At 74.6% G+C, this 19,696-nt stretch carries 19 protein-coding genes; 10 read left to right on the forward strand and 9 right to left on the reverse strand.

Going from position 1 to position 19,696, the window contains the following annotated elements; translation table 11 throughout:
- Positions 1-3: 3 nt before the first annotated feature.
- Positions 4-846, reverse strand: a complete 843-nt coding sequence (locus tag ACQP2P_RS14345) for an alpha/beta fold hydrolase (RefSeq protein WP_433616325.1) — start codon at positions 844-846, stop codon at positions 4-6.
- 61 nt (positions 847-907) lie between these two features.
- Between ACQP2P_RS14345 and ACQP2P_RS14350 the strand changes: the two genes are divergently transcribed.
- The 3 genes from ACQP2P_RS14350 to ACQP2P_RS14360 all read left to right on the forward strand — a co-directional run bounded on the left by ACQP2P_RS14350 (position 908) and on the right by ACQP2P_RS14360 (position 4,179).
- The gene (locus ACQP2P_RS14350) at positions 908-1,627 is read left to right on the forward strand and encodes a TioE family transcriptional regulator (RefSeq protein ID WP_433616327.1); all 720 of its coding nucleotides are present in this window, start codon (positions 908-910) and stop codon (positions 1,625-1,627) included.
- Positions 1,628-1,808: 181 nt separating this feature from the next.
- Positions 1,809-2,570 (forward strand): cyclase family protein, encoded by a 762-nt coding sequence (locus ACQP2P_RS14355; RefSeq protein ID WP_433616329.1) that lies wholly within the window; start codon positions 1,809-1,811, stop codon positions 2,568-2,570.
- Position 2,571: 1 nt separating this feature from the next.
- Positions 2,572-4,179 carry a thiamine pyrophosphate-binding protein gene (locus ACQP2P_RS14360; protein ID WP_433616331.1) on the forward strand — a complete coding sequence of 536 codons (1,608 nt, stop codon included), beginning with the start codon at positions 2,572-2,574 and terminating at the stop codon, positions 4,177-4,179.
- 10 nt (positions 4,180-4,189) lie between these two features.
- Here ACQP2P_RS14360 and ACQP2P_RS14365 read toward each other — a convergent pair whose 3' ends face one another.
- The 8 genes from ACQP2P_RS14365 to ACQP2P_RS14400 form a co-directional block, all read right to left on the reverse strand.
- Positions 4,190-4,447: an acyl-CoA-binding protein gene (locus ACQP2P_RS14365; RefSeq protein WP_433616333.1), complete on the reverse strand. Its 258-nt coding sequence runs from the start codon at positions 4,445-4,447 to the stop codon at positions 4,190-4,192.
- A gap of 77 nt (positions 4,448-4,524) precedes the next feature.
- Positions 4,525-5,421 carry an AIM24 family protein gene (locus ACQP2P_RS14370; protein WP_433616334.1) on the reverse strand — a complete coding sequence of 299 codons (897 nt, stop codon included), beginning with the start codon at positions 5,419-5,421 and terminating at the stop codon, positions 4,525-4,527.
- Between the two features lie 7 nt (positions 5,422-5,428).
- Positions 5,429-6,226, reverse strand: coding sequence for an AIM24 family protein (locus tag ACQP2P_RS14375; protein WP_433616336.1), 798 nt, complete (start codon positions 6,224-6,226; stop codon positions 5,429-5,431).
- A 37-nt stretch (positions 6,227-6,263) separates the two neighbouring features.
- On the reverse strand, positions 6,264-6,968 hold the full coding sequence (locus ACQP2P_RS14380) for a hypothetical protein (RefSeq protein WP_433616337.1): 705 nt from the start codon (positions 6,966-6,968) through the stop codon (positions 6,264-6,266).
- Positions 6,969-7,285: 317 nt separating this feature from the next.
- Positions 7,286-7,843 carry a dihydrofolate reductase family protein gene (locus ACQP2P_RS14385; RefSeq protein WP_433616339.1) on the reverse strand — a complete coding sequence of 186 codons (558 nt, stop codon included), beginning with the start codon at positions 7,841-7,843 and terminating at the stop codon, positions 7,286-7,288.
- On the reverse strand, positions 7,836-8,042 hold the full coding sequence (locus ACQP2P_RS14390; protein ID WP_433616340.1) for a DUF7489 domain-containing protein: 207 nt from the start codon (positions 8,040-8,042) through the stop codon (positions 7,836-7,838). The genes ACQP2P_RS14385 and ACQP2P_RS14390 overlap by 8 nt, the downstream gene beginning before the upstream one ends.
- 66 nt (positions 8,043-8,108) lie before the next feature.
- Positions 8,109-9,494 (reverse strand): class I adenylate-forming enzyme family protein, encoded by a 1,386-nt coding sequence (locus ACQP2P_RS14395; protein WP_433616342.1) that lies wholly within the window; start codon positions 9,492-9,494, stop codon positions 8,109-8,111.
- Entirely contained in the window at positions 9,487-11,013 is a 1,527-nt protein-coding gene (locus ACQP2P_RS14400) for an NAD(P)-binding domain-containing protein (RefSeq protein ID WP_433616344.1), read from the reverse strand. The genes ACQP2P_RS14395 and ACQP2P_RS14400 overlap by 8 nt, the downstream gene beginning before the upstream one ends.
- Before the next feature lie 63 nt (positions 11,014-11,076).
- On the opposite strand from ACQP2P_RS14400, the gene ACQP2P_RS14405 reads away from it, so the two are divergent.
- From ACQP2P_RS14405 to ACQP2P_RS14435, 7 genes are read left to right on the forward strand one after another with little or no spacing between them, the layout of a single operon-like run.
- Entirely contained in the window at positions 11,077-12,555 is a 1,479-nt protein-coding gene (locus ACQP2P_RS14405; RefSeq protein ID WP_433616345.1) for an HAL/PAL/TAL family ammonia-lyase, read from the forward strand.
- A 5-nt stretch (positions 12,556-12,560) separates the two neighbouring features.
- Positions 12,561-14,096, forward strand: coding sequence for an NAD(P)-binding domain-containing protein (locus ACQP2P_RS14410; protein ID WP_433616347.1), 1,536 nt, complete (start codon positions 12,561-12,563; stop codon positions 14,094-14,096).
- Complete coding sequence (locus ACQP2P_RS14415; protein ID WP_433616349.1) at positions 14,086-15,111, forward strand: alpha-hydroxy acid oxidase; 1,026 nt, start codon at positions 14,086-14,088, stop codon at positions 15,109-15,111. Before ACQP2P_RS14410 ends, ACQP2P_RS14415 begins: the two co-directional genes overlap by 11 nt.
- Positions 15,108-16,439 carry a cytochrome P450 gene (locus tag ACQP2P_RS14420; protein ID WP_433616351.1) on the forward strand — a complete coding sequence of 444 codons (1,332 nt, stop codon included), beginning with the start codon at positions 15,108-15,110 and terminating at the stop codon, positions 16,437-16,439. The genes ACQP2P_RS14415 and ACQP2P_RS14420 overlap by 4 nt, the downstream gene beginning before the upstream one ends.
- Positions 16,436-17,707, forward strand: a complete 1,272-nt coding sequence (locus ACQP2P_RS14425) for a cation:proton antiporter (RefSeq protein ID WP_433616353.1) — start codon at positions 16,436-16,438, stop codon at positions 17,705-17,707. The genes ACQP2P_RS14420 and ACQP2P_RS14425 overlap by 4 nt, the downstream gene beginning before the upstream one ends.
- A 27-nt stretch (positions 17,708-17,734) precedes the next feature.
- A complete protein-coding gene (locus ACQP2P_RS14430; protein ID WP_433616354.1) occupies positions 17,735-18,397 on the forward strand; it encodes a response regulator transcription factor in 663 nt (220 codons plus the stop codon).
- Positions 18,394-19,671 carry a sensor histidine kinase gene (locus ACQP2P_RS14435; protein ID WP_433616356.1) on the forward strand — a complete coding sequence of 426 codons (1,278 nt, stop codon included), beginning with the start codon at positions 18,394-18,396 and terminating at the stop codon, positions 19,669-19,671. Before ACQP2P_RS14430 ends, ACQP2P_RS14435 begins: the two co-directional genes overlap by 4 nt.
- The last annotated feature ends 25 nt before the right edge of the window (positions 19,672-19,696 follow it).

Raw genomic sequence — 19,696 nt, forward strand, 5'->3', positions numbered from 1 at the left:
AGACTACCGGTTTTCCTCAGAGAGCGCTCTCCCGAAGAACGGCGCCAGGATCGGCAGCACCGTGCCCGCCTGCATCGCGCCCATGTGGTCGAGGCCGTCGAGGACGTGGACCTCCCAGCCCATGGACTCGAGCTCGGCCCGGTGGGCCGCGACCGGCGCCGCGAGGTCGACGGTGACGCCGCCCCAGCGCTCGTCGTAGGTGATGCGGTCCGCCCCGCCGACGACGCACAGCCGCGGGCAGGTCACCTTCGCGAGGGCGGCGCGCTCGTCGAAGTCCCGCAGGCCCCGGTACAGCGTCATGAACTGCCGCGCCGCGGGCTCCGGCATGGTGAACTCGGCGTCGGCCCACGCGTTGCCGGTCTGCTCGGGCACGGCCGGCGGGCTCACCGCCATCGCGTGCGTGGCCGTCGTGACCCGCAGCATGGCCGCGTACGGGGCGCCCAGCGGCGGCCAGCCGCCCATCACCAGGGCCGTGAGCCGGTCCGTGCGCGCGGCCAGCTGGAGGCCGCTGACGGCGGTCCAGCTGTACCCGTACCAGGCGAAGCGCTGCGAACCGGTCGCGTCCGCCACGGCGAGGATGTCGGCGCAGACGTTGTCGGGCGTGAGCGTGTCCGGCTTCGGCTCGGCGAGCACGTGCCCCTCGTAGTCGAACGCGACGACCCGCAGGCCGCGCTCGGTGAGACCGTCGATGAGGCGCCGCCCGAGCGCCGGGTCGGCACCCCACCGGCGCAGCTCGTCGGCCTTCGGGCCCTCGACCGGCTCCGGGGCGGCGGGGAGCAGCACCGTGGGGCCGGTGCCGTGGACCTCGGCGTCGACGGCCGAGCCGTCGTGGAGTCGAACTAGCATGACCTTTACCGTATCGCTGAACCTCTCTGTGAGACTTTGGCCGTGTATGACCGGGAGTTGCATGGTGAAGCCTCAAAGACCGGTGGACCTGGCCCGGGAGCACGGGATCTCGGCGCAGTCGGTGCGCAACTACGAGCGCGACGGCGTGCTGCCGCCGGCCTCGCGGACGGACTCGGGCTATCGGCGGTACACCCACGTCCATGCGGCCGCCCTGCGCGCCTTCCTGGCCCTGGTCCCCGCGCACGGCCACGCGGTCGCCGGGGACGTGATGCGGGCCGTCGGCGCCGGCGACGTGGACGGTGCCCTGCGCCGCCTGGACGCGAGCCATGCCCAGCTGCTGCGCGACCGCGAAACCCTGGACGGCGTGGAGTCGGCGGCCCGGGTCCTGGCCGGCCCGCTGCCGCCCCCGGCCGAGCAGCCCCTGCCGATCGGCGCCCTGTCCCATCGGCTCGGGGTGAAGCCGGCGACGCTGCGCAAGTGGGAGCGGGCCGGGATTCTGGCCCCGCAGCGGGACCGGGCCACGCGGCAGCGGGTGTACGGCCCCGCGGACGTCCGCGACGCGGAGCTCGCCCACCTGCTGCGGCGGGGCGGCTACCTGCTGGCCCACATCGCCGCGGTGGTCCGCCAGGTGCGCGCGGCCGGCGGCCCGCAGGCCCTGGCCTCGACGCTGGAGACGTGGCGCTCGCGGCACTCGGCCCGCGCGCGGGCGATGCTGACGGCGGCCGGTCTGCTGGACGACTACCTGCGCGAGGTGGCGCAGACAGAGGTGGCGCAGACATAAAGGAGTCCGGCATCCACGGGGGAAGACGCCGGACTCATCGATCATGTTAGCTGCGCCGCCGGGTTCGCGCCAGCCGCACGGCAGACAGTCACACGTTTGTCATAACGGGTGCGTTTTCCGTCCCGCCCCGGCGCGAGCGGCACCCTTGCGACGGCTCGGGCGCGGCGATTACGGTCGCGGCATGTCGCTCCTGAACGATCTGGTGGAGGCCGTCGCGGCCGGTTCGATCGAGGTCGTGGACCTCACCGCCCCGCTGAGCAACGACACGCCGATCCTGCGGCTGCCCGAGCCGTTCGGCAACACCTGGCGCTTCGAGTCCGAGGAGATCAGCCGGTACGACGAGCGCGGCCCGGCCTGGTACTGGAACAACTTCCGCTCCGGCGAGCACACCGGCACCCACTTCGACGCGCCGATCCACTGGGTGACGGGCCGCGACGGCGAGGACGTGGCCCAGGTGCCCGCGCGCAAGCTGTTCGCCCCCGCCGTCGTCATCGACCGGGCCGACCGGGCCGCGGCCGACCCCAACTACCTGCTGCAGATCGAGGACGTGCGGGCCTGGACGGCCGAGCACGGGCCGCTGCCGGACGGCGGCTGGCTGCTCTACCGCACCGGCTGGGACGCGCGGGGCGACGACGACGCCGCGTACCTCAACGCGGGCAACACCCCCGGCGTCTCCCCGGCGTGCGCGAAGTGGCTGGCCGAGGAGACCCCGATCCTGGGCCTGGGCGTCGAGACGGTCGGCACGGACGCGGGCGCCGCGCACTCCTTCGACCCGCCGTTCCCGTGCCACTCGTTCCTGCTGGGCGCGGGGAAGTACGGGCTGACGCAGCTGCGCAACCTGGACCGCCTGCCGGCCCGGGGCGCCGTGGTGGTCGCCGGCCCGCTGCCGATCGTGCGCGGCTCCGGCAGCCCGGCGCGGGTGCTCGCCCTGGTCGAGCGCTGACGTGCTCGTCGCCGAGGCGATCGGCCGGGCCCTGGCCGCCACCGGGGTCGAGTGCGTCTTCGGGGTGGTCGGCAGCGGCAACTTCCACCTGACCAACGCCCTCGTGGCGGCGGGCGCCCGGTTCGTCGCCGCGCGGCACGAGGGCGGCGCGGCGGTCATGGCCGACGCCTACGCCCGCACCTCGGGCCGGCTCGGCGTGCTGAGCCTGCACCAGGGCCCCGGCGTGACCAACGCGCTGACCGGCATCGCCGAGGCGGCCAAGAGCCGCACGCCGCTGCTGGTGCTCGCGGCGGACACGGGCGCGGCCGGCGCCCGCTCGAACTTCCGCCTCGACCAGGCTGCGCTCGCCTCCGGGATCGGCGCCGCGTTCGAGCGCGCGGCGACCCCGGCGAGCGCGGTCGCCGACGTGCTGCGCGCGGCCCGCCGGGCCCGGATCGAGCGCCGCACGGTGCTCGTGAGCCTGCCGCTGGACGTGCAGGGGGCTTGCGGTGCCGAGGTCCGACCCGGTGCCGAACCGCTGCCGCCGGTACACCGGCCGGATGCGGCATCCGTGCGGGCTCTGGCGGATCTCCTGGCCGGCGCGCGACGGCCGGTCTTCATCGCCGGCCGCGGCGCCCGCGATCCCGGTGCCGCGGCGGCGATCGCGGCGCTGGCCGAGCGGTGCGGGGCGCTGCTGGCCACCTCGGCGGTCGCCAAGGGCCTGTTCAACGGCGATCCCTGGCACCTCGACGTGGCCGGCGGTTTCGCCTCACCCGCCGCGGCCGAGCGCATCGCCGGCGCCGACGCGGTCGTGGCGTGGGGCTGCTCGCTGAGCATGTGGACCACCCGGCACGGGCGGCTGATCGGCCCCGGGGCGGCGGTGGCGCAGGTCGACGTCGACCCGGACGCGCTGCACACCGGCCTGGGCGTGCTGGGCGACGCCGCCGCCACGGCCACGGCGGTGCTCGCCGCGGTGCCGGCCTCGACCGGCTACCGCACGCGAGCGCTGCCGAGCGTGCGCTGGCGGGACGAGCCGTTCGAGGACCTGAGCGCCGACGGCCGCATCGACCCCCGCACCCTGTCGATCGCCCTGGACGACCTGCTCCCCGCGGCCCGCACGGTCAGCGTGGACTCGGGCAACTTCATGGGCTACCCGTCGATGTACCTCGCCGTGCCCGATGCCGCCGGCTTCTGCTTCACCCAGGCGTTCCAGTCGATCGGCCTGGGCCTGGCGACCGCGATCGGCGCCGCCGTGGCCCGCCCCGACCGGCTGCCGGTCGCGGCCCTCGGCGACGGCGGGTTCCTGATGGGCATCTCGGAGCTGGAGACCGTCGTACGGCTGGGTCTGCCGATGGCGATCGTGGTGTACGACGACGCGGCGTACGGCGCCGAGGTCCACCACTTCGGCCCGCACGGTCACCCGCTGGGGACGGTGACGTTCCCGGACACCGACCTGGCGGCCATCGCGCGCGGCTACGGCTGCGAGGGCGTCGTGGTGCGCTCCGCGGCCGGCCTGGCCCCGGTGCGCGCCTGGCTGGACGGCCCCCGCGACCGCCCCCTGCTCATCGACGCCAAGGTGACGGCGTCGCGCGGTTCCTGGTGGCTGGAGGAGGCCTTCCGCGGCCATTGAGCCCCGCGCGTCACAGGCCCTGGAGCCGGCGGACGAGCTCGACGTACTGCCGCTGCGCCTCTTCCTGGTCCGTCCCGGCCACGGACTTCCACGCGTCGAACTTGGCCCGGCCCGTGAGGTCGAACATCCCGGGCCGGCTGCCGCTCGCGTCGCCGTGGGTGCCCTGCTTGTACAGCGCGTAGAGCTTCAGCAACACATCGTTGCCGGGCCGGGCGCCGAGCTTCTTCACATCGATCTGGGCCTGCTGGAAGTCCTCGCTCACCGACATGCGTCCGACCTTATCCCCTGCGCGCCGCCGCCGCTCACGCCTCGAGGCGCGCGCCCCGCCGGTCACCCTCCGGAAACCTACCAGCGCTGGACGGTCGCGGCGGAGTTGCGCGTGATGCTCTCCGAGCTGGTGTGATGGAACACCGAGGAGACCGCGACCCGCCCGGGGCCGACCAGCCGCAGCCAGATGTTGCGCTGGCTGAACGACGAGCGCCACGAGACGCGCTGGGTGCCGCGCGGGTATTCCAGGTGCAGGTGGGCCTGGACCGACACGTCGCGGTACAGCAGTGCCCCCGGCTGCGCGAGGACCGTCTCGCCCGGCGCGAGGTCGCGCAGGAACGTGTTGCCCGGCGAGTGCAGCAGGAGCAGCCCCGGGCCCTGCTGGGCGGAGAACAGGTCGCCGTACTGCCCCAGCGGATAGTGCGTCTCGCGGTCGTCGCCGGTGCCCGTGTCGTACCAGATGCCGGTCGGCTGCCAGGTGTAGGTGATGTTCCCGGTCGCGGTGAGGAACCGGTGCTCGCGGGTCCACACGTGCCGGCCCGGGACCAGCGGCAGCGCGATGAGCTCGCCCGGGGAGTCGCCGGACAGCGCCAGCCGGCCCGCGCCCCGCGCCTCGACCATGATCAGCGGCAGCCCGGCGAGCATCCGGTTCCAGCCGCCGGCGAGCGAGGTGTTGCCCAGCTGCACGCCGGGTTCGGTCCACAGCAGCGCGTGGTGGGAGAAGTAGATCCACTCCTGGCCGGAGAGGGTGAAGTCGGCGACGGGGACGTACTTGCCCTCGATCTGCACGCGGGACCGGCCGAACTGGATGCGGGCCATGTCCTTGATCGGCGGCTGCTCGATCCAGCCGGAGCGGGTCTTGACCTGGCGCACGTCCAGCGCCGCACCGCAGCTCGGGCACGAGGGCCCGGCGGGCGGGTGGGGCATGCGGCAGTACCGGCAGACGGTCCAGCCCTCGGGAACGCCCGTGCTCATCGCGCCCTCACTCCGCGTGGTGGTGGACGTACATCGACTGGATGCCCACCCGGCCCGGGCCGGTCATCTCCGCCAGGTACATGCCGCGGCGCATGAGCCCCGTCTTCACCGGCATCTGCACCGCCTGCATGCCGACGGAGGCGTCCTTGTAGAGGAACCCGCCCGGCTCGACGAGGATCTTCTCGCCGGGGCGCAGGTACCGCTCGAAGACGTTGCCGTAGCCGTGCAGCACCAGCAGCCCGGGCGCGGACTGCGTGACGAACCGGTCGAGGTACATCCCGTTCCCGCCGTGCAGCACGTTGGCCAGGCCCTGGATGCGGATGAAGTCGTAGCCGACGGTGTGCGTGGCGAGCAGGAACGCGTGCCCGCGCACGTCGAGCTCCATGCCCGGGTGCAGCGGCAGCACGACGAGCTCGCCGGGGGAGTCGCGGGAGAACGCGACGCGGCCCGGTCCGTGCGCGAGGGTCAGCACGAAGGGCATGCCGCCGAACACGCGGCGCATCCCCCCGCCGGTTGGCATCGCGGTGACCGGGGTCTGCTCGTCCTTCCACAGCAGGACGTGATGCTCGAAGTACACCGCGTCACCGGGCGCGAGCGCCATGTCGATGACGGGGACGAGCTCGCCCTCGACCTGCGCGATCGAGCCCGAGAACCGGAACTCGGTCATGTCGCGCAGCCGGGGCGCCTCGCGCCAGCCCGAGTCGCTCACCATGTTCGCGACGTCGAGCGGCGCGCCGCACGTCATGCAGGAGGTGGCCCCGGGCGCGTTCTGCAGCCGGCACCATTGGCACTCGATCCGCTCCACGCGGCGCAAGCTAGCCGGTGGATGCTGAGAATTCGCCTCACTCGGCGGGTTGCGGGTCCCGCTCGTCCTCGTGCGCGGCGCGCTGGGCCGGGAGCAGCTCGCCCGCGACCGCCCCGGTCTCCTGGAACTCCTGCTGCGCCCCGGCGACCTGCGGCTGCCCGACCCACAGGGCGCGCATCTGCTGCTGCATGAAACCGGTGAGGCGGGAGCGGTACTCCTGGTCGAAGCGCTCCAGCGCCTCGATCTGCTGCTGCAGCGCCTGCCGCTTCGAGGTGAGGCCGCCGACGACGTCCTCGTAGATCTGCTCGGCGCGCTGCTTGATGTCGTAGGCGTTGTCCTGGGCCTCGCGCACGATGTCCTCGGCCCGGCCCTGGGCGTCGGCGAGGACCTCGCCGGCGTTGCGCTCGGTGTCGGCGGCGTAGGACTCGGCCTCGCGGGCGATCTTCTCGGCGGCGCTGCGGGCCCGGCCGAGGATCTTCTCGGCCTCCTCGCGCAGGGCGCCGGCCTGGGCCTGGGCGTCGGTGATGATCGCGTTGGCGTTGGCGTGCGCCTCGGCCCGGATCTGCTCGGCCTCGGTGATCGCCGTGTTGATGTGCTCCTCGGCGGTGCGCTGGGCCATGGTGAGCACCGCGAGCGCCTTGGCCTGGTCGCCGGCCATGCCCGGGGGCACCTCGCCCGGCTGCTGCATGACGCCGGGGCCCGCCACGCGGTCGTCGTACTGTCGCATCCCGTTCTGCGTCATGGTCCTCGTCCTCTCGCCGAATGCCTCGCGCACACTACCCGAGATCCACCGCGCCGCGGTACCGCCGAATCGGCCGCAAGCAGGACCAAAGCCTGCGGTCTGTCGGGTTTTCGAACAACGGGTGGTCCGGCCGTTCGATGGCGATCGCTCGATGGGACGCGCACAGTCGGCACCCGGTGGTGCGGATGATTCCTGTGGGGTTCGCGCGGACCGCGCTGCGTCTCCCGTCCGCTCACCGTCGGTCAGCGCACCGTGACCGGCTGGCCCGCGGACGCCCCGGCCGCGCACCGCATCACGACCGCCGGGGCGTCCGGCGCTCAGCCCGGGGACGTGGGCCGGCGGTAGTGCAGCAGCAGGCAGCCGCCCGAGCGGTCGGCATCGACGAGCTCGAAGCGCTGCAGGCCGCCGGCGTCGTCGAACAGCCGCCCGCCCTGGCCGGCGAGGCTGGGCGAGACGACGAGACGCAGGTCGTCGACGAGGTGCTCGCGCAGCAGCGCGCGCGCCAGCGTCAGGCTGCCGTGGATGCCGATGTCGCCGCCGGGGGCGCGCTTGAGCTCGGCGACGTACGGCGCCGCCGGACCCGTGACGTGCGTGGTCGCCGCCCAGTCGTAGCGGGGCGCGGTCGCCGAGAACAGGATCTTCGGCGTGGTGTTGATGAAGTCGGCGAAGGGCTGCATCGTGGAGCCCGGCCAGTGTGGGGCCCACTGCTCGTAGGTGCGCCGGCCCAGCAGCACGGTGTCCTGGTCCGCGATCACCCGCGCCAGGTTGTCCAGGAGCCCCTCGCCCGCGTCGACGAACCACTGGCCCTCGCCGGGCTCGTCGGCCACGCCGTCGAGGGAGAGCAGCTCGTACAGCACGACCCTGCGCTCAGCCACGGCGGGGCTGCTCGCCTTCGCGCCGCTCGAGGCGGTCGCCCACCTCGAGCTCCTTCCACAGGTCCCGGTCCACCTTGACGTCGAGGGTCGTGCCGTCGTCGAGCCGCACCTCGAGGCGCCGGTAGAGGTTCGAGCCGTCGAGCAGCGCCCGCGACTTCTTGGCGACGGTTCCGCGCCAGTTGCCTGCATCCTTGGTCATGTACCAACCGTACGAAAACCCGCGAACCGGCGCCTCCGACCCGAGTCGGGTCTTGCGTCTACGACTTCAGGATGAGCCGAGCAGGGCCCGCTTGTCCGGTTTGCCGCTCGGGGCCAGCGGCACCGCGTCGATCACCGTGATCGCCTGGGGCACGGCCGCCTCGCCGAGCGCGGCCGCCACCAGCGAGCGCAGGCGCGCGGGGTCCGGCGTGCGGCCCCGCGCGGGCACGATGAACGCGTGCACCGCCTCGCCGGTCTCGAACGAGGGCCGGGCGACGACGTAGGCCTCGGCCACGGACGGGTCCGAGCCGAGCACGCGCTCGATCGGCCCGGCGTGGACCAGCTGCGCGTCGACGATCACGACGTCCCGGGCGCGGCCCGCCAGGTGCAGGTAGCCGCGGTCGTCCAGGCTGGCCAGGTCCCGGGTGCGCACCCAACCGTCGCGGAACACGTCGGCGGTCTCGGCGGGGTCGCCCCAGTAGGAGGAGGCCTGCGCGGGCGTGCGCACGTACAGCTCGCCGTCGCGGATCGACAGGTCGTGCCCGGCCGGCGGGCGCCCGACGCTGGCGAGCACGGCCGGGTCGGCCAGCATCTCCGACGGCGTGGCCATGGCGATCATGCCGGTCTCGGTCTGCCCGTACCCGTGGAAGACGACCGGCCCGAGCACGTCCAGGGCCTCGGCGAGCCGCGCCGGCTCCAGCGGCGACCCCGACACCAGCAGCGCGCGCAGCGACGACAGGTCGGCCGGCGACGAGCGCTGGGCGCGCACGAGCTGGTGCAGCTTGCCCACGGTGATGACGCTCCCGGTGGCCCGGTGCCGCGGGATCATGTCCGGGAAGCCGGGCGGGCGGGCCGCGACCAGGGTCCCGCCGGCGGCGAGGGCCAGGATGCCGTACTCCAGCATCACCTGCGAGGCGAGTGACCCGAACACCAGGTAGCGCCGCAGCCGCGAGGCGAGCTCGGCGACCGCCGGCGGCCAGCGGTCCGGGTACGGCGCCCAGGCCGCGCTCATCGCCGCGTACGTCTGCGCGCAGCCCTTCGGCCGGCCGGTGCTGCCGCTGGTCCAGATGAGCCGGGCGATGTCCCCGGGGCGCCCGGCGGCGACGAGCGGCGCGCCGTCGTCCGGCAGCGCCAACCACGCCGCGAGCCGGGCGTCGTCCACGACGAGCTCGCCGGCCGCGAAGGACCGCCCCGAGACCGTGGCCCCGACCGCGAACGCGGCCAGGTTCGCGGCGAACGCGGCGGCGCTCACCCCCGTCGTCAGGACCACCGGCGTGGCGGGTCCCGCCCCGCGGGAGCGCAGCCCGGCCGCGATCCGCCGGACGAGACCGGCCATCGCGGCGGCCGTCACGACCGACGGACCGTCCTCGAACACGGGCCGGTCGTCGCCGGTCGCGAGCAGATCGAGGACCGGCTGCGGCCAGGTGTCCTCGCGGGTGTCCGTGTCAGGCATCGGCGAGGACGCCCTTGACGAACCGCGACAGGGGCTCCCGGTGCACCGCCGGCAGGTCCCAGTGGTTCTCCAGGTTCTCGGCGAGATGGTGCTCGGCGACGACCTCGGCCCCGCGGTACACCCGCACCACGGGATGCAGGTAGGCGGCCTCGTGCGCGGCGGCCGCGTCGTTCTCGGCGATGCGGGGCACCGTGATGTCGAACGGGTCGACGGTGTCGTGGCCGGGGCCGTACTCCAGCGTCGTCACGAACGCGAACACGTCCGGGCCCAGGCCGCCGTCGCGCAGGAAGGCGACGGGCACCTCCTCGAGGTACGAGCCGTCGGCGAGCACCACGTCGGCGAGCACCGCGAACTGCTGCCACAGCCCCGACGTGCGGTTGACGCGGGCGATGACGGCGTCCGCGATCCCCTCGGGCGAGGCCTCGACCCGCGACGACGGCCACGGGGTGCCGTGGTGGCGCACGCCGAGGATGCGGTGCAGGGCCCGCACGCCGTAGCGGAAGCCGTGGATGAACCCGTTGGTCGACCGCTTGAAGTCGCGCTGCTGGGTCAGGGTGCCGGCGAAGTAGAGCCCGGGCACGTTGACCGACTCGAACGCGCTGGTCTGCTCCGGGAAGCGGTCGTCGACGGCGAGCCGCGGCCGGGCCGAGTCGTCGAAGATCGAGGCGTCGAAGCGGAACCCGGTAGCGAGGATGATCCGGTCGTACTCCAGCCGCCGCGGCTGCTCGACGGTGCGCGCGTAGCGCAGGTCGATCCGCAACCCGCCGCCGGGGCGGCGCTCGATGCGCTCGACGGTGCCGTCCAGCACGGCGTTCTGGCTCTTGAGCTGGTACGTGTCGAGGAAGTTGTTGTTGACCGCGCGCAGATGCCCGACGTAGTGCGTCTGCCAGGCGAGCCGGATCGAGTGCGGCCCGGCGATGTGGATGACGGCCGCCGTCTCGAGCAGGGCGTCGGCGGTCTCGAAGGCGGAGTTGCCCTTGCCGATGATGAGGACCCGCTGGTTGGTGAAGTCCTCCGGGCGCACGCTGACGGTGTCGTAGCGCTCGGCGAGCCCGGCCCCGGGGATCGGCGGCACGTACAGCTCGGACACGCCGGTGGCGACGACGACCCGGCGGGCGGTGATGCCGTCGACGTCGAACAGCCCGTCGCCGAAGGCCACGCGCGAGACCCGGGTGCCGTAGCGGATCCGCAGGTGCAGGCGGGACGCGAAGTCGGCCAGGTAGCGCACGAGGTCGTCGGCCTGCGGGAAGTACCGGCGGCTGTAGTGCTTGAACAGCAGGGAAGGGTCGTCGCTCAGCAGCGAGTTCCAGTCGGCACGGAGGTTGAACTCGGGGTCCTCGCAGCCCGTCCACACCTTGTTGATCGAGATCAGCGTGCGGTGCCGCGGGTAGGTGGTGAAGAACGTCCCCGGCGCCGTCCCGGCCTCGAGCACCAGGTAGTCGCGGCCGTCGCGCTCCAGCAGGGCGGCCAGCTGCAGCCCGGCCGGGCCGGCTCCGATGATGAGGTAGTCCAGCGTCATGCGGCGCACCGTAACGAGCCGATTTCAGAGCGCTCTGAGAATCGGGCTCTAGCGTCGCCTCCCATGACGGCAGAGGTTGACCTCGCGGCGCCGCTGCGGATCGCGGACCTGCTCGCCGCCCGCGACCCGATCCGGGTCACGGCCGGGGCGGCGGTGCGGGACCGGGTGGCGGCCGGCCGCGCCTTCCTGGCCAAGGTGCTCGGCGACGACCGAGCGGTCTACGGCGCCACCACCGGCTTCGGCGCGCTCGTGGGCTACGCGGGCCGCGCCGACCTGCGCGACCAGGCCGACAACACCCTCGCCCACCTCGGCGCCGGGCACGGCCCCGACATCGACCCGCACGTCGCCCGGGCCACGATGCTGGTGCGGGTGTGCTCCCTCGCGCGCGGCGCGTCCGGGGTCTCCCCGCACGTCATCGACGCCCTGGCCGCGATGCTGGGCACGGCGTTCGCGCCGGCGATGCCCCGCTACGGCTCGGTCGGCGCGAGCGGCGACCTGATCCCGCTCGGCGCCGCCGCCCAGGCCCTGCGCGGCCGCGGCCACGCCTACGCCGGCGAGCAGCGCCTGCCGGCCGCCGAGGCGCTGCGCCGGACCGGCCTGCAGCCGCTGCCGCTCGACGGTCGCGACGCCCTCGCGCTCGTCAACGGCACCTCGCTCACCACCGCCGCCCTCGCCCTCGCGCTCGTGCGCACCCGCGCCGCGCACCGGGCCGTGCAGCGGCTCACCTGCCTGCTGGCCGACCTGCTCGGCAGCGACCCGCAGTTCCTCGACGAGCGGCTGCTGCGCTCCTACGGCCACCCGGGCGCGATCGCCGTCGGCGCGGCGATGCGCGGGTTCGCCGCGGGCCACACCCCGTCGGGCCGGCGCCCGCTGCAGGAGCCCTACAGCCTGCGCTGCTCCCCGCAGCTGCTCGGCGCGGCCGAGGACGCGCTCGCCTACGCCGACCGCGTCGTCGCCGCCGACCTGAGCGGGATCAGCGACAACCCGCTGTTCTTCCCCGACGACGACGCCGTGGTGCACGGCGGCAACTTCTTCGGCCAGCCGGCCGCGTTCGCCGCGGACGTCCTCTCGATGGTCGTGGCCCAGGTCGGCAACCTCGCCGAGCGCCAGCTCGACCTGCTCGTGGACCCGGCCCGCAACACCGGCCTGCCGCCGATGCTCGCGGCCGGCCCCGGCCGCCAGCACGGCCTGCAGGGCGTCCAGCTCGCCTCGACCGCGCTCGTCGCCGAGATCCGCCGCGACGCCATGCCCGCCAGCATGCAGAGCCTGCCGACCAACCTGCACAACCAGGACGTGATCCCGCTGGGCAACCAGGCCGCGCTGCGGGCCCTCGACCAGGCCCGGCTGCTGCGGCTCATCGTCGGCTCGCTCGCGCTCGGGCTGCGGCAGGCCGCGTACGTCGGCGCCCGCCCGCCGACCGCGCCCGGCAACGCGGGGCTGCTGGACGCCCTCGTGGCCGCGGTGCCCCCGATCGACCCGGACCGGCCGTTGGAGGACGACGTGCGGCGGGCCGCCGACGCCGTCGAAGCGCTCGAAAGGTGACCGTCGTGACGCTCGACTACCTGATCATCGGGGCCGGCCCGGCCGGGCTGCAGCTCGCCGCGCTGCTGCAGGCCGAGGGGCGCCGCGACTACCTGGTGCTGGAGGGCGCCGGGCGGCCGGGCGCGTTCTTCGCCCGGTTCCCGCGGCACCGGCAGCTGATCTCGATCAACAAGCCGCGCACCGGCACCGACGACCCCGAGCTGAACCTGCGCCTCGACTGGAACTCGCTGCTGAGCGACGATCCCGCACTGCTCTTCACCCGATACACGCCGCGGTACTTCCCCCAGGCCGAGGACTACCTGCGGTATCTGGCGGACTTCGCCTCGCGCCTGAACCTGCGCATCCGCTACGACACCCGGGTCTCGCGCGTCGCCTTCGCCGACGGCCTCTTCGACGTCGACGGCATCGCGGCCCGCCACGTCGTCGTCGCCACCGGGGTGTCCAGGTCCTACGAGCCGCCGATCGAGGGCTACGAGCTGGCCGAGCACTACGCGGACATGCAGGTCGACCCGGACGGCTTCACCGGCCAGCGGGTGCTCGTCATCGGCAAGGGCAACTCCGCGTTCGAGACCGCCGACGCGCTCATGGAGACCACCACCGTCATCCACGTGGCCGGCCCGAGCTCGGTGCAGCTGGCCTGGCGCAGCCACTACGTCGGGCACCTGCGCGCGGTCAACAACAACTTCCTGGACACCTACCAGCTCAAGTCCGCCAACGCGGTCCTCGACGGCCACGTGCGCCGCATCGAGCGGGACGCGGAGGGCTACAAGGTCACCTTCAGCTTCTCCCGGGCCGACGAGGTGGTGAAGCAGCTGCGCTACGACCGGGTGCTCGCGTGCACCGGCTTCCGCTTCGACGCCTCGATCTTCGACGAGTCGGCCCGGCCCGACCTGGCCATCAAGGACCGCTTCCCGCAGCAGACGAGCGCGTTCGAGTCGGTCAACGTGCCCGGGCTCTACTTCGCCGGGACCATCACCCAGCAGCGCGACTTCAAGCGGGGGACCAACGGGTTCATCCACGGCTTCCGCTACGGGGTGCGGGCCCTGCACCGGATCCTGCAGGCGCGCCACCACGACACCCCGTGGCCGGCGACGCCGCTGAAGGCCGGCCCGGAGGCGATCACCGACGCGATCATCGGGCGGGTGAACCGCAGCTCCGCGCTCTGGCAGCAGTTCGGGTTCCTCGCCGACGTCGTGACCGTCGAGGACGGGCAGGTGTCCTACCTCGAGGAGGTCCCGGTCGGCTACGTGCGCGACGGGGGCCTCGGCGACCCGCCGCTGGCGCTGCTCACGACGCTCGAATACGGCCCCGACCACGACAAGGTCGACCCGTTCGACATCAGCGTGCGCCGCGTCGCGCAGGACACCGCCGGGCAGGCGCACGACGCCGCCTACCTGCACCCCGTCGTGCGGGCGGTCCGCGGCGGCGAGGTCGTGGCCGTGCACCATCTCGCCGAGAACCTGGAGAACCGGTGGGACCGGCCGGAGGTCCACGTGCGGCCCCTCGCGGCGTTCGTCGCCCGGCAGCTCGATGTTCGCTGACCTGAGGGCCCGGGCGCGGGAGCGGCTCGAACCCGCGCACCGGGACTACTTCGAGGGCGGCGCCGGGGACGAGCGGACCCTGCGCGCCAACACCGCGGCGTTCGACCGCGTCCGGCTGCGGCCGCGCGTGCTGCGCGCGACCGGCCCGCGGGACCTGCGCACGACCCTGTTCGGCACCGAGCTGGCCGCGCCGGTCCTCGTCGCCCCGACCGCGTTCCACCGCCTGGCCCACCCCGACGGCGAGGTCGCCACCGCCCGCGGGACCGCCGGCGCCGGCACGGTGCTGGTCGTCAGCATGGCCGCCACCACGCCCGTCGAGGCGATCGCCGCGGCCGGGGGGCCGTGGTGGTTTCAGCTGTACCTCCAGCCGGACCGCGCGTTCACCGCCGCGCTCGTGCGCCGCGTCGAGGCGGCCGGCTGCCGGGCCCTCGTGGTGACCGTGGACTCGCCCGTGTTCGGCCGGCGCGAGCGCGACCACCGCAACCGCTTCCACGACCTGCCGCCCGGGCTGGCCTGCGAGAACCTGCGCGACGAGACCGGCGCGGTGCGGGACGTCGCCATGGACGCGGGGCTCGGCTGGGAGGGCATCACCTGGCTGCGCGGGATCACCGGCCTGCCGATCCTGCTCAAGGGCGTCCTGCACCCGGCCGACGCCGCGCTCGCCGTCGAGCACGGCGTGCACGGGCTGGTGGTGTCCAACCACGGCGGCCGCCAGCTCGACGGGGCGATCGCCACCATCGACGCGCTGCCGGCGGTCGCCGAGGCGGTCGGGGGGCGGCTGCCGGTGCTCGTCGACGGCGGGGTCCGGCGCGGGGCCGACGTGGTGGCCGCCCTCGCGCTCGGGGCCGACGCGGTGCTCGTCGGGCGGCCGGTGCTGTGGGGGCTCGCGGCCGGCGGGGCCGGGGGCGTGCGGCAGGTGCTCTCGCGGCTCTTCGACGACCTCGACCGGGCCCTCGCGCTCGTGGGCGCCCGCACCCCGGCCGACTGCACGCCGGACCTGGTGGCCGTCCGATGAGGTGGGTCCTGCTCGCCCTCCTCGCCGGCGGGCTGTGGACGGTGCCCCGGTGGCTGCCGTCGGCCGTCGTCGCCGTCCGCGAATGGATCTTCCGGCGGGTCAACGGGGAGGAGGGCATCCCGGTGCCGGGGCCGCTGGTCGGCGCCGAGCACTTCGAGCGCGTCTACGCCGACCCGGCCGCCGACGGGCGCAGCCGCGGCGCCGGCCTCTCCGACCTGTTCTGGTACTGGCTGGCCCCCGGCCCGCAGATGCACCAGGAGCACCTGGAGCCGGGGGAGCGCTACCGCCAGGTCGCCCGCACCACCCGCCGGGTCCTCGCGGTGCCGCACGCGCGCTGCGACGAGCTGGCCACGGCGGCCACCCGGCGCCGGCTCGACGCGCTGCCGCCCGGCCGCACCGCCCACGTGCGCCTGCGGGACCTCATGATGCCGGTCTGGGCCGAGGTGTACTACGAGCTGGTCTTCGCCGAGCCCTGCCCGCCCGCGGCCCGGGAGCTCATCGTGGCCAACGCCGACGACGTCGTCACCGCCCTCAAGGGCACCTCCCTGCGCCACCTCGACCGCCGCGACCGGCTCACCCGCTACCTGCTCGGCCGCGTCGAGGACGGCACCTGCCCGGTCGTGCTGCCCGACGGGTTCAGCGCGCGGGAGACGGCGTGGTACCTGCAGGGCGCGTTCTTCAACACCGCCGTCGTGCAGATGTCCGAGGCGATGGCGCACGTGCTGCTCAGCGTCGCCCGGCACCCGCACCGGGCCCCGGACCCCGGCGACGACGCCGGGCTCGACCGGGCCGTCGACGAGGCCCTGCGCGTGCACCCGCTGTTCGGCATCGCGCACCGCATCACCTCCGCGCCGATCGTCGTCGACGAGCGGGTCACGCTGCCCGCCGGCTCCGTGCTGCTGTTCAACTACCTCGCCTACCAGCGCACCGGGCCGGCCGCCGACGACGCCTTCGACCCCGGCCGGTGGCTGCGGTTGCCGAAGCAGGAGGCGCACTACATCCCCTACGGCGTCGCGGCCAACCGCGCCTGCCCGGCTCGCGGCGCCGCCCCCGTGATGCTGCGCGCCGCCACCCGCGAGGTGCTGCGCCGCTACGTCCTCACCTCGGCGGCCGCGCACACGCGCTCGCTGCCGAGCCGAGGCCCCGCCTACCTCACGCCCGCCGGGGGCCGCGCCCCGGGCCGGCCGCGCCTCGCCGCCCAGGCGTTCCGCGATCGCTGGGCCGGGGCGGGGCGCGCGCTCACGCAGCTGGTCTGCGGGACGTACATGGTCCTCGACGCCCGTCGTCAGCGGCTCTGCAGCACCTACTTCGAGGAGGCCCGCCCGTGACGCCCACCGAGCTCGCACCCGCCTTCTTCATCGCCGTCGCCGCGATCCTGGTCTTCTGCAAGGGGGTGGCCTGGCTGCTGGGCAAGGCCGGGCAGCCGGCCGTGGTCAGCGAGATGCTCGCCGGGGTCCTGCTGGGCCCGTCGCTGCTCGGCCTGCTGCTGCCGGGGGTGGAGCACTGGCTGTTCCCGGCGCCGCTGCTGCCGGTGTTGTACGTCGTGGGCCAGGTCGGCCTCGTGCTGTTCATGTTCCAGGCCGGGTACGCCTTCACCGGCCATCGCATCACGCGCGTCGCCGGGACGGCCGCCGCGGTCTCGGTGGCCGGGGTGAGCGCGCCGCTCGTGCTCGGCGTGCTGCTGGTCGTGCTCACCGACGGGCTCGCCCCGGTGCGCAAGGCGGGCACGCCGCTGGGCGTCACGGCCGCCTTCGTCGGCGTCGCGCTGGCCATCACCGCGTTTCCGATGCTCGCCCGGATCATCACCGAGCGGGGGCTGGCCGGCACCCGGTACGGCTCGCTCGCCCTGGCCAGCGGCGCGCTGGACGACATGGCGGCGTGGATCATGCTGGCGGTCGTGCTCGCCGCGGCCTCGGGCGAGCCCGGCCCGGCGATCGTCACCGGCGGCGGCGCGGCCGTCTTCGCGCTGGCGCTGTGGCTCGGCGGCCGCCGCGCCGGCAACGCCCTGATGACCGGCGACCGCCTCGGCGAGCGGGGGCGGCTGCTGGGCACGGTCGCGCTGCTGTTCCTCGTGGCCTGGTACACCGACGTGATCGGCCTCTACGCCGTCTTCGGCGCCTTCGCGGCCGGCGTGGTCATGCCGCACACCGCCCGCACCGACAGGGTCGTCGAGACGCTCACCCCGATCGCCTCCGTCGTCTTCCTGCCCCTGTTCTTCACCTTCTCCGGCCTGCGCACCGAGTTCGGGCTGCTCGGCGACCCGGCGGTGCTGCTGTTCGCGGTCGCCTGCGTGGTGCTCGCCATCGCCGGCAAGTTCGGCGCCTGCTGGGCGGCGGCCCGGCTGCGGGGCGAGCCCGGCGCGGTGGCGCTGCGCATCGGCGCGCTCATGAACGCCCGCGGGCTGATGCAGCTCATCGCGCTCAACGTGGGGCTGGAGGCCGGCATCGTCGGCCCGTCGCTGTTCACCGTCCTGGTGCTCGTCGCCCTCGTCACCACGATCATGACCACACCGCTGCTGAGCTGGATCGATCGACGATCCGCGATTTCCGCAAGTCTTCCGGAAAGAGACAACCATCACTCCCCGGTCGCCCCTTGAGGGTGCCATTGTCATGGTGTGCGTGCCGTGGAACCCCCGCGGCTCCTGGTCGTCGAGGACGACGAGGAGCTCGGTGAGATGGTGGCCGAGGCGCTGGTCGACGAGGGCTACGTCGTCGACCGGGCGCGCGACGGCCAGCGCGGGCTCCACTTGGGCCTCACCCGGCCCTACGACGTCATGGTCATCGACCGGCTGCTGCCCGCGCTCGACGGGCTCGACCTGGTCGCCCGGCTGCGCTCCCGCTCGGTGCCGGCCCGCGCGCTCATGCTCACGGCGCTGGGCACCGTCGGCGACCGCGTCGCCGGCCTCGACGCGGGCGCCGACGACTACCTGGTCAAGCCGTTCGACCTCGACGAGCTCAGCGCGCGCATCCGGGCCCTGGTCCGGCGCACGCCGGCGCCGGCCGGGTCGCTGCGGGTCGGCGGCGGGCGGCTCGACCTCGTGACCCGCGACGCCGTGCTGCCCGACGGCACCCGGGTCGCCCTGTCCGCGCGCGAGTTCGAGCTGCTGCGCGTGCTGGCGTCGCGGGCACGGGCCGTCCACCCGCGCGCGGAGCTGCGGCGGCTGGTCTTCGACGAGGCCGCGGCCGCGTCGATCGTCGACACCTACGTCTACTACCTGCGCCGCAAGCTCGGCCGCCCGGTGGTCCGCACGGTGCACGGGCTCGGCTACCGCCTGGGCACGCTGTGAACGCCGCGGAGGAGATCCTCGTCCGCCGCGCGCGGCTGCGCCTCGGCCTCGGCGTCGGGCTGGCGATCACCGCGCTGCTGGCTCTGGCCGGCGGGATCTCCTACCTCGTGCTGGTGCGCGGCCAGGAGGCCCAGATCCGGCGCGAGCTCGCCTGGGGCGCGGCCAACGGCACCGTCCCCGGGCCGCCCGCCTGCAGCTGGGTCTTCTGGTACGAGCACGGCGCCTTCCTCGGCGCCAACACCCCGCCCCCGCCCGGCCTGCCGGTGCGCGCCGACGCCGAGTCGGCCGCCGCGACCGGCCAGCCCCGCGACTCCCGCCTGACCCGCGACGGCACCAGCTACTACGTGCACACCGAGCGCCGCGGCGACCGCGTCGTGCAGGTCGCCTTCGACGCCCGCTTCCAGCTCTCCGACCGCCGGCACCTGCTGTTCGCGTTCACCCTGGCCGCCCTGGCCGGCCTGCTGGCCGCGGTGCTCACCGGCGTGCTCGTCGGCCGGCACGCGGTCGCCCCGCTGGTCGACGCCCTGGCCCGGCAGCGCCGGTTCGTCGCCGACGCCAGCCACGAGCTGCGCACCCCGATCGCCCAGGTCCACACCCGCGCCCAGCTGCTGGCCCGCCGCGGCTCCGCCTCCCGCGACCTCGCGCGGCTGGTGGCCTCGACCCGCCGCCTCGGCGAGATCGTCGACGAGCTGCTGCTGTCGGCCCGCCTCGCCGCGGCCCCGGACGGCCTGCCCGCCGCGGAGCCGGTCGACCTCGCCGCCCTCGCGGCCGATGCGGTCGCGGCCGAGTCGGACCTGGCCGCCGAGCGCGGGCAGAGCATCACCGTCACCACCCCCGGCGGCCCGCTGCTCGTCTGCGGCATCGAGTCCGCCCTGCGCCGGGTGCTCAGCGAGCTGCTGGCCAACGCCCTCGCGCACCTGCCGCCCGGCGGTCGCATCGCGGTGACCGTCCGCCGCGCGGGCGGTCACGGCAACGCCGCCGAGGTGATCGTCCGGGATACCGGTGCGGGCTTCGACCCGGCCGACGCCGAGCGCATCTTCGACCGGTTCCACCGCGGCCCCGGGGCGGGGGAGCGCCGCCACGGCCTCGGCCTGGCCCTGCTCCGCGAGGTCGTGACCGGCCACGGCGGCACCATCACGGCGTCCAGCGTCCCCGGCCACGGGGCATCCTTCACGGTGCGTCTTCCGATGCCTACGCTGGGTCGCCGGATCGCCCGCCCCCGCTGGCGCCGGCGGGGTGACCCGGCTCCCCCGGGTCGCGGGCCGGGGGCTTGACCCCTGGCGGGTACGCGCTAACGTC

Source organism: Dactylosporangium sp. CA-139114, assembly GCF_050955725.1.
Classification (GTDB): domain Bacteria; phylum Actinomycetota; class Actinomycetes; order Mycobacteriales; family Micromonosporaceae; genus Dactylosporangium.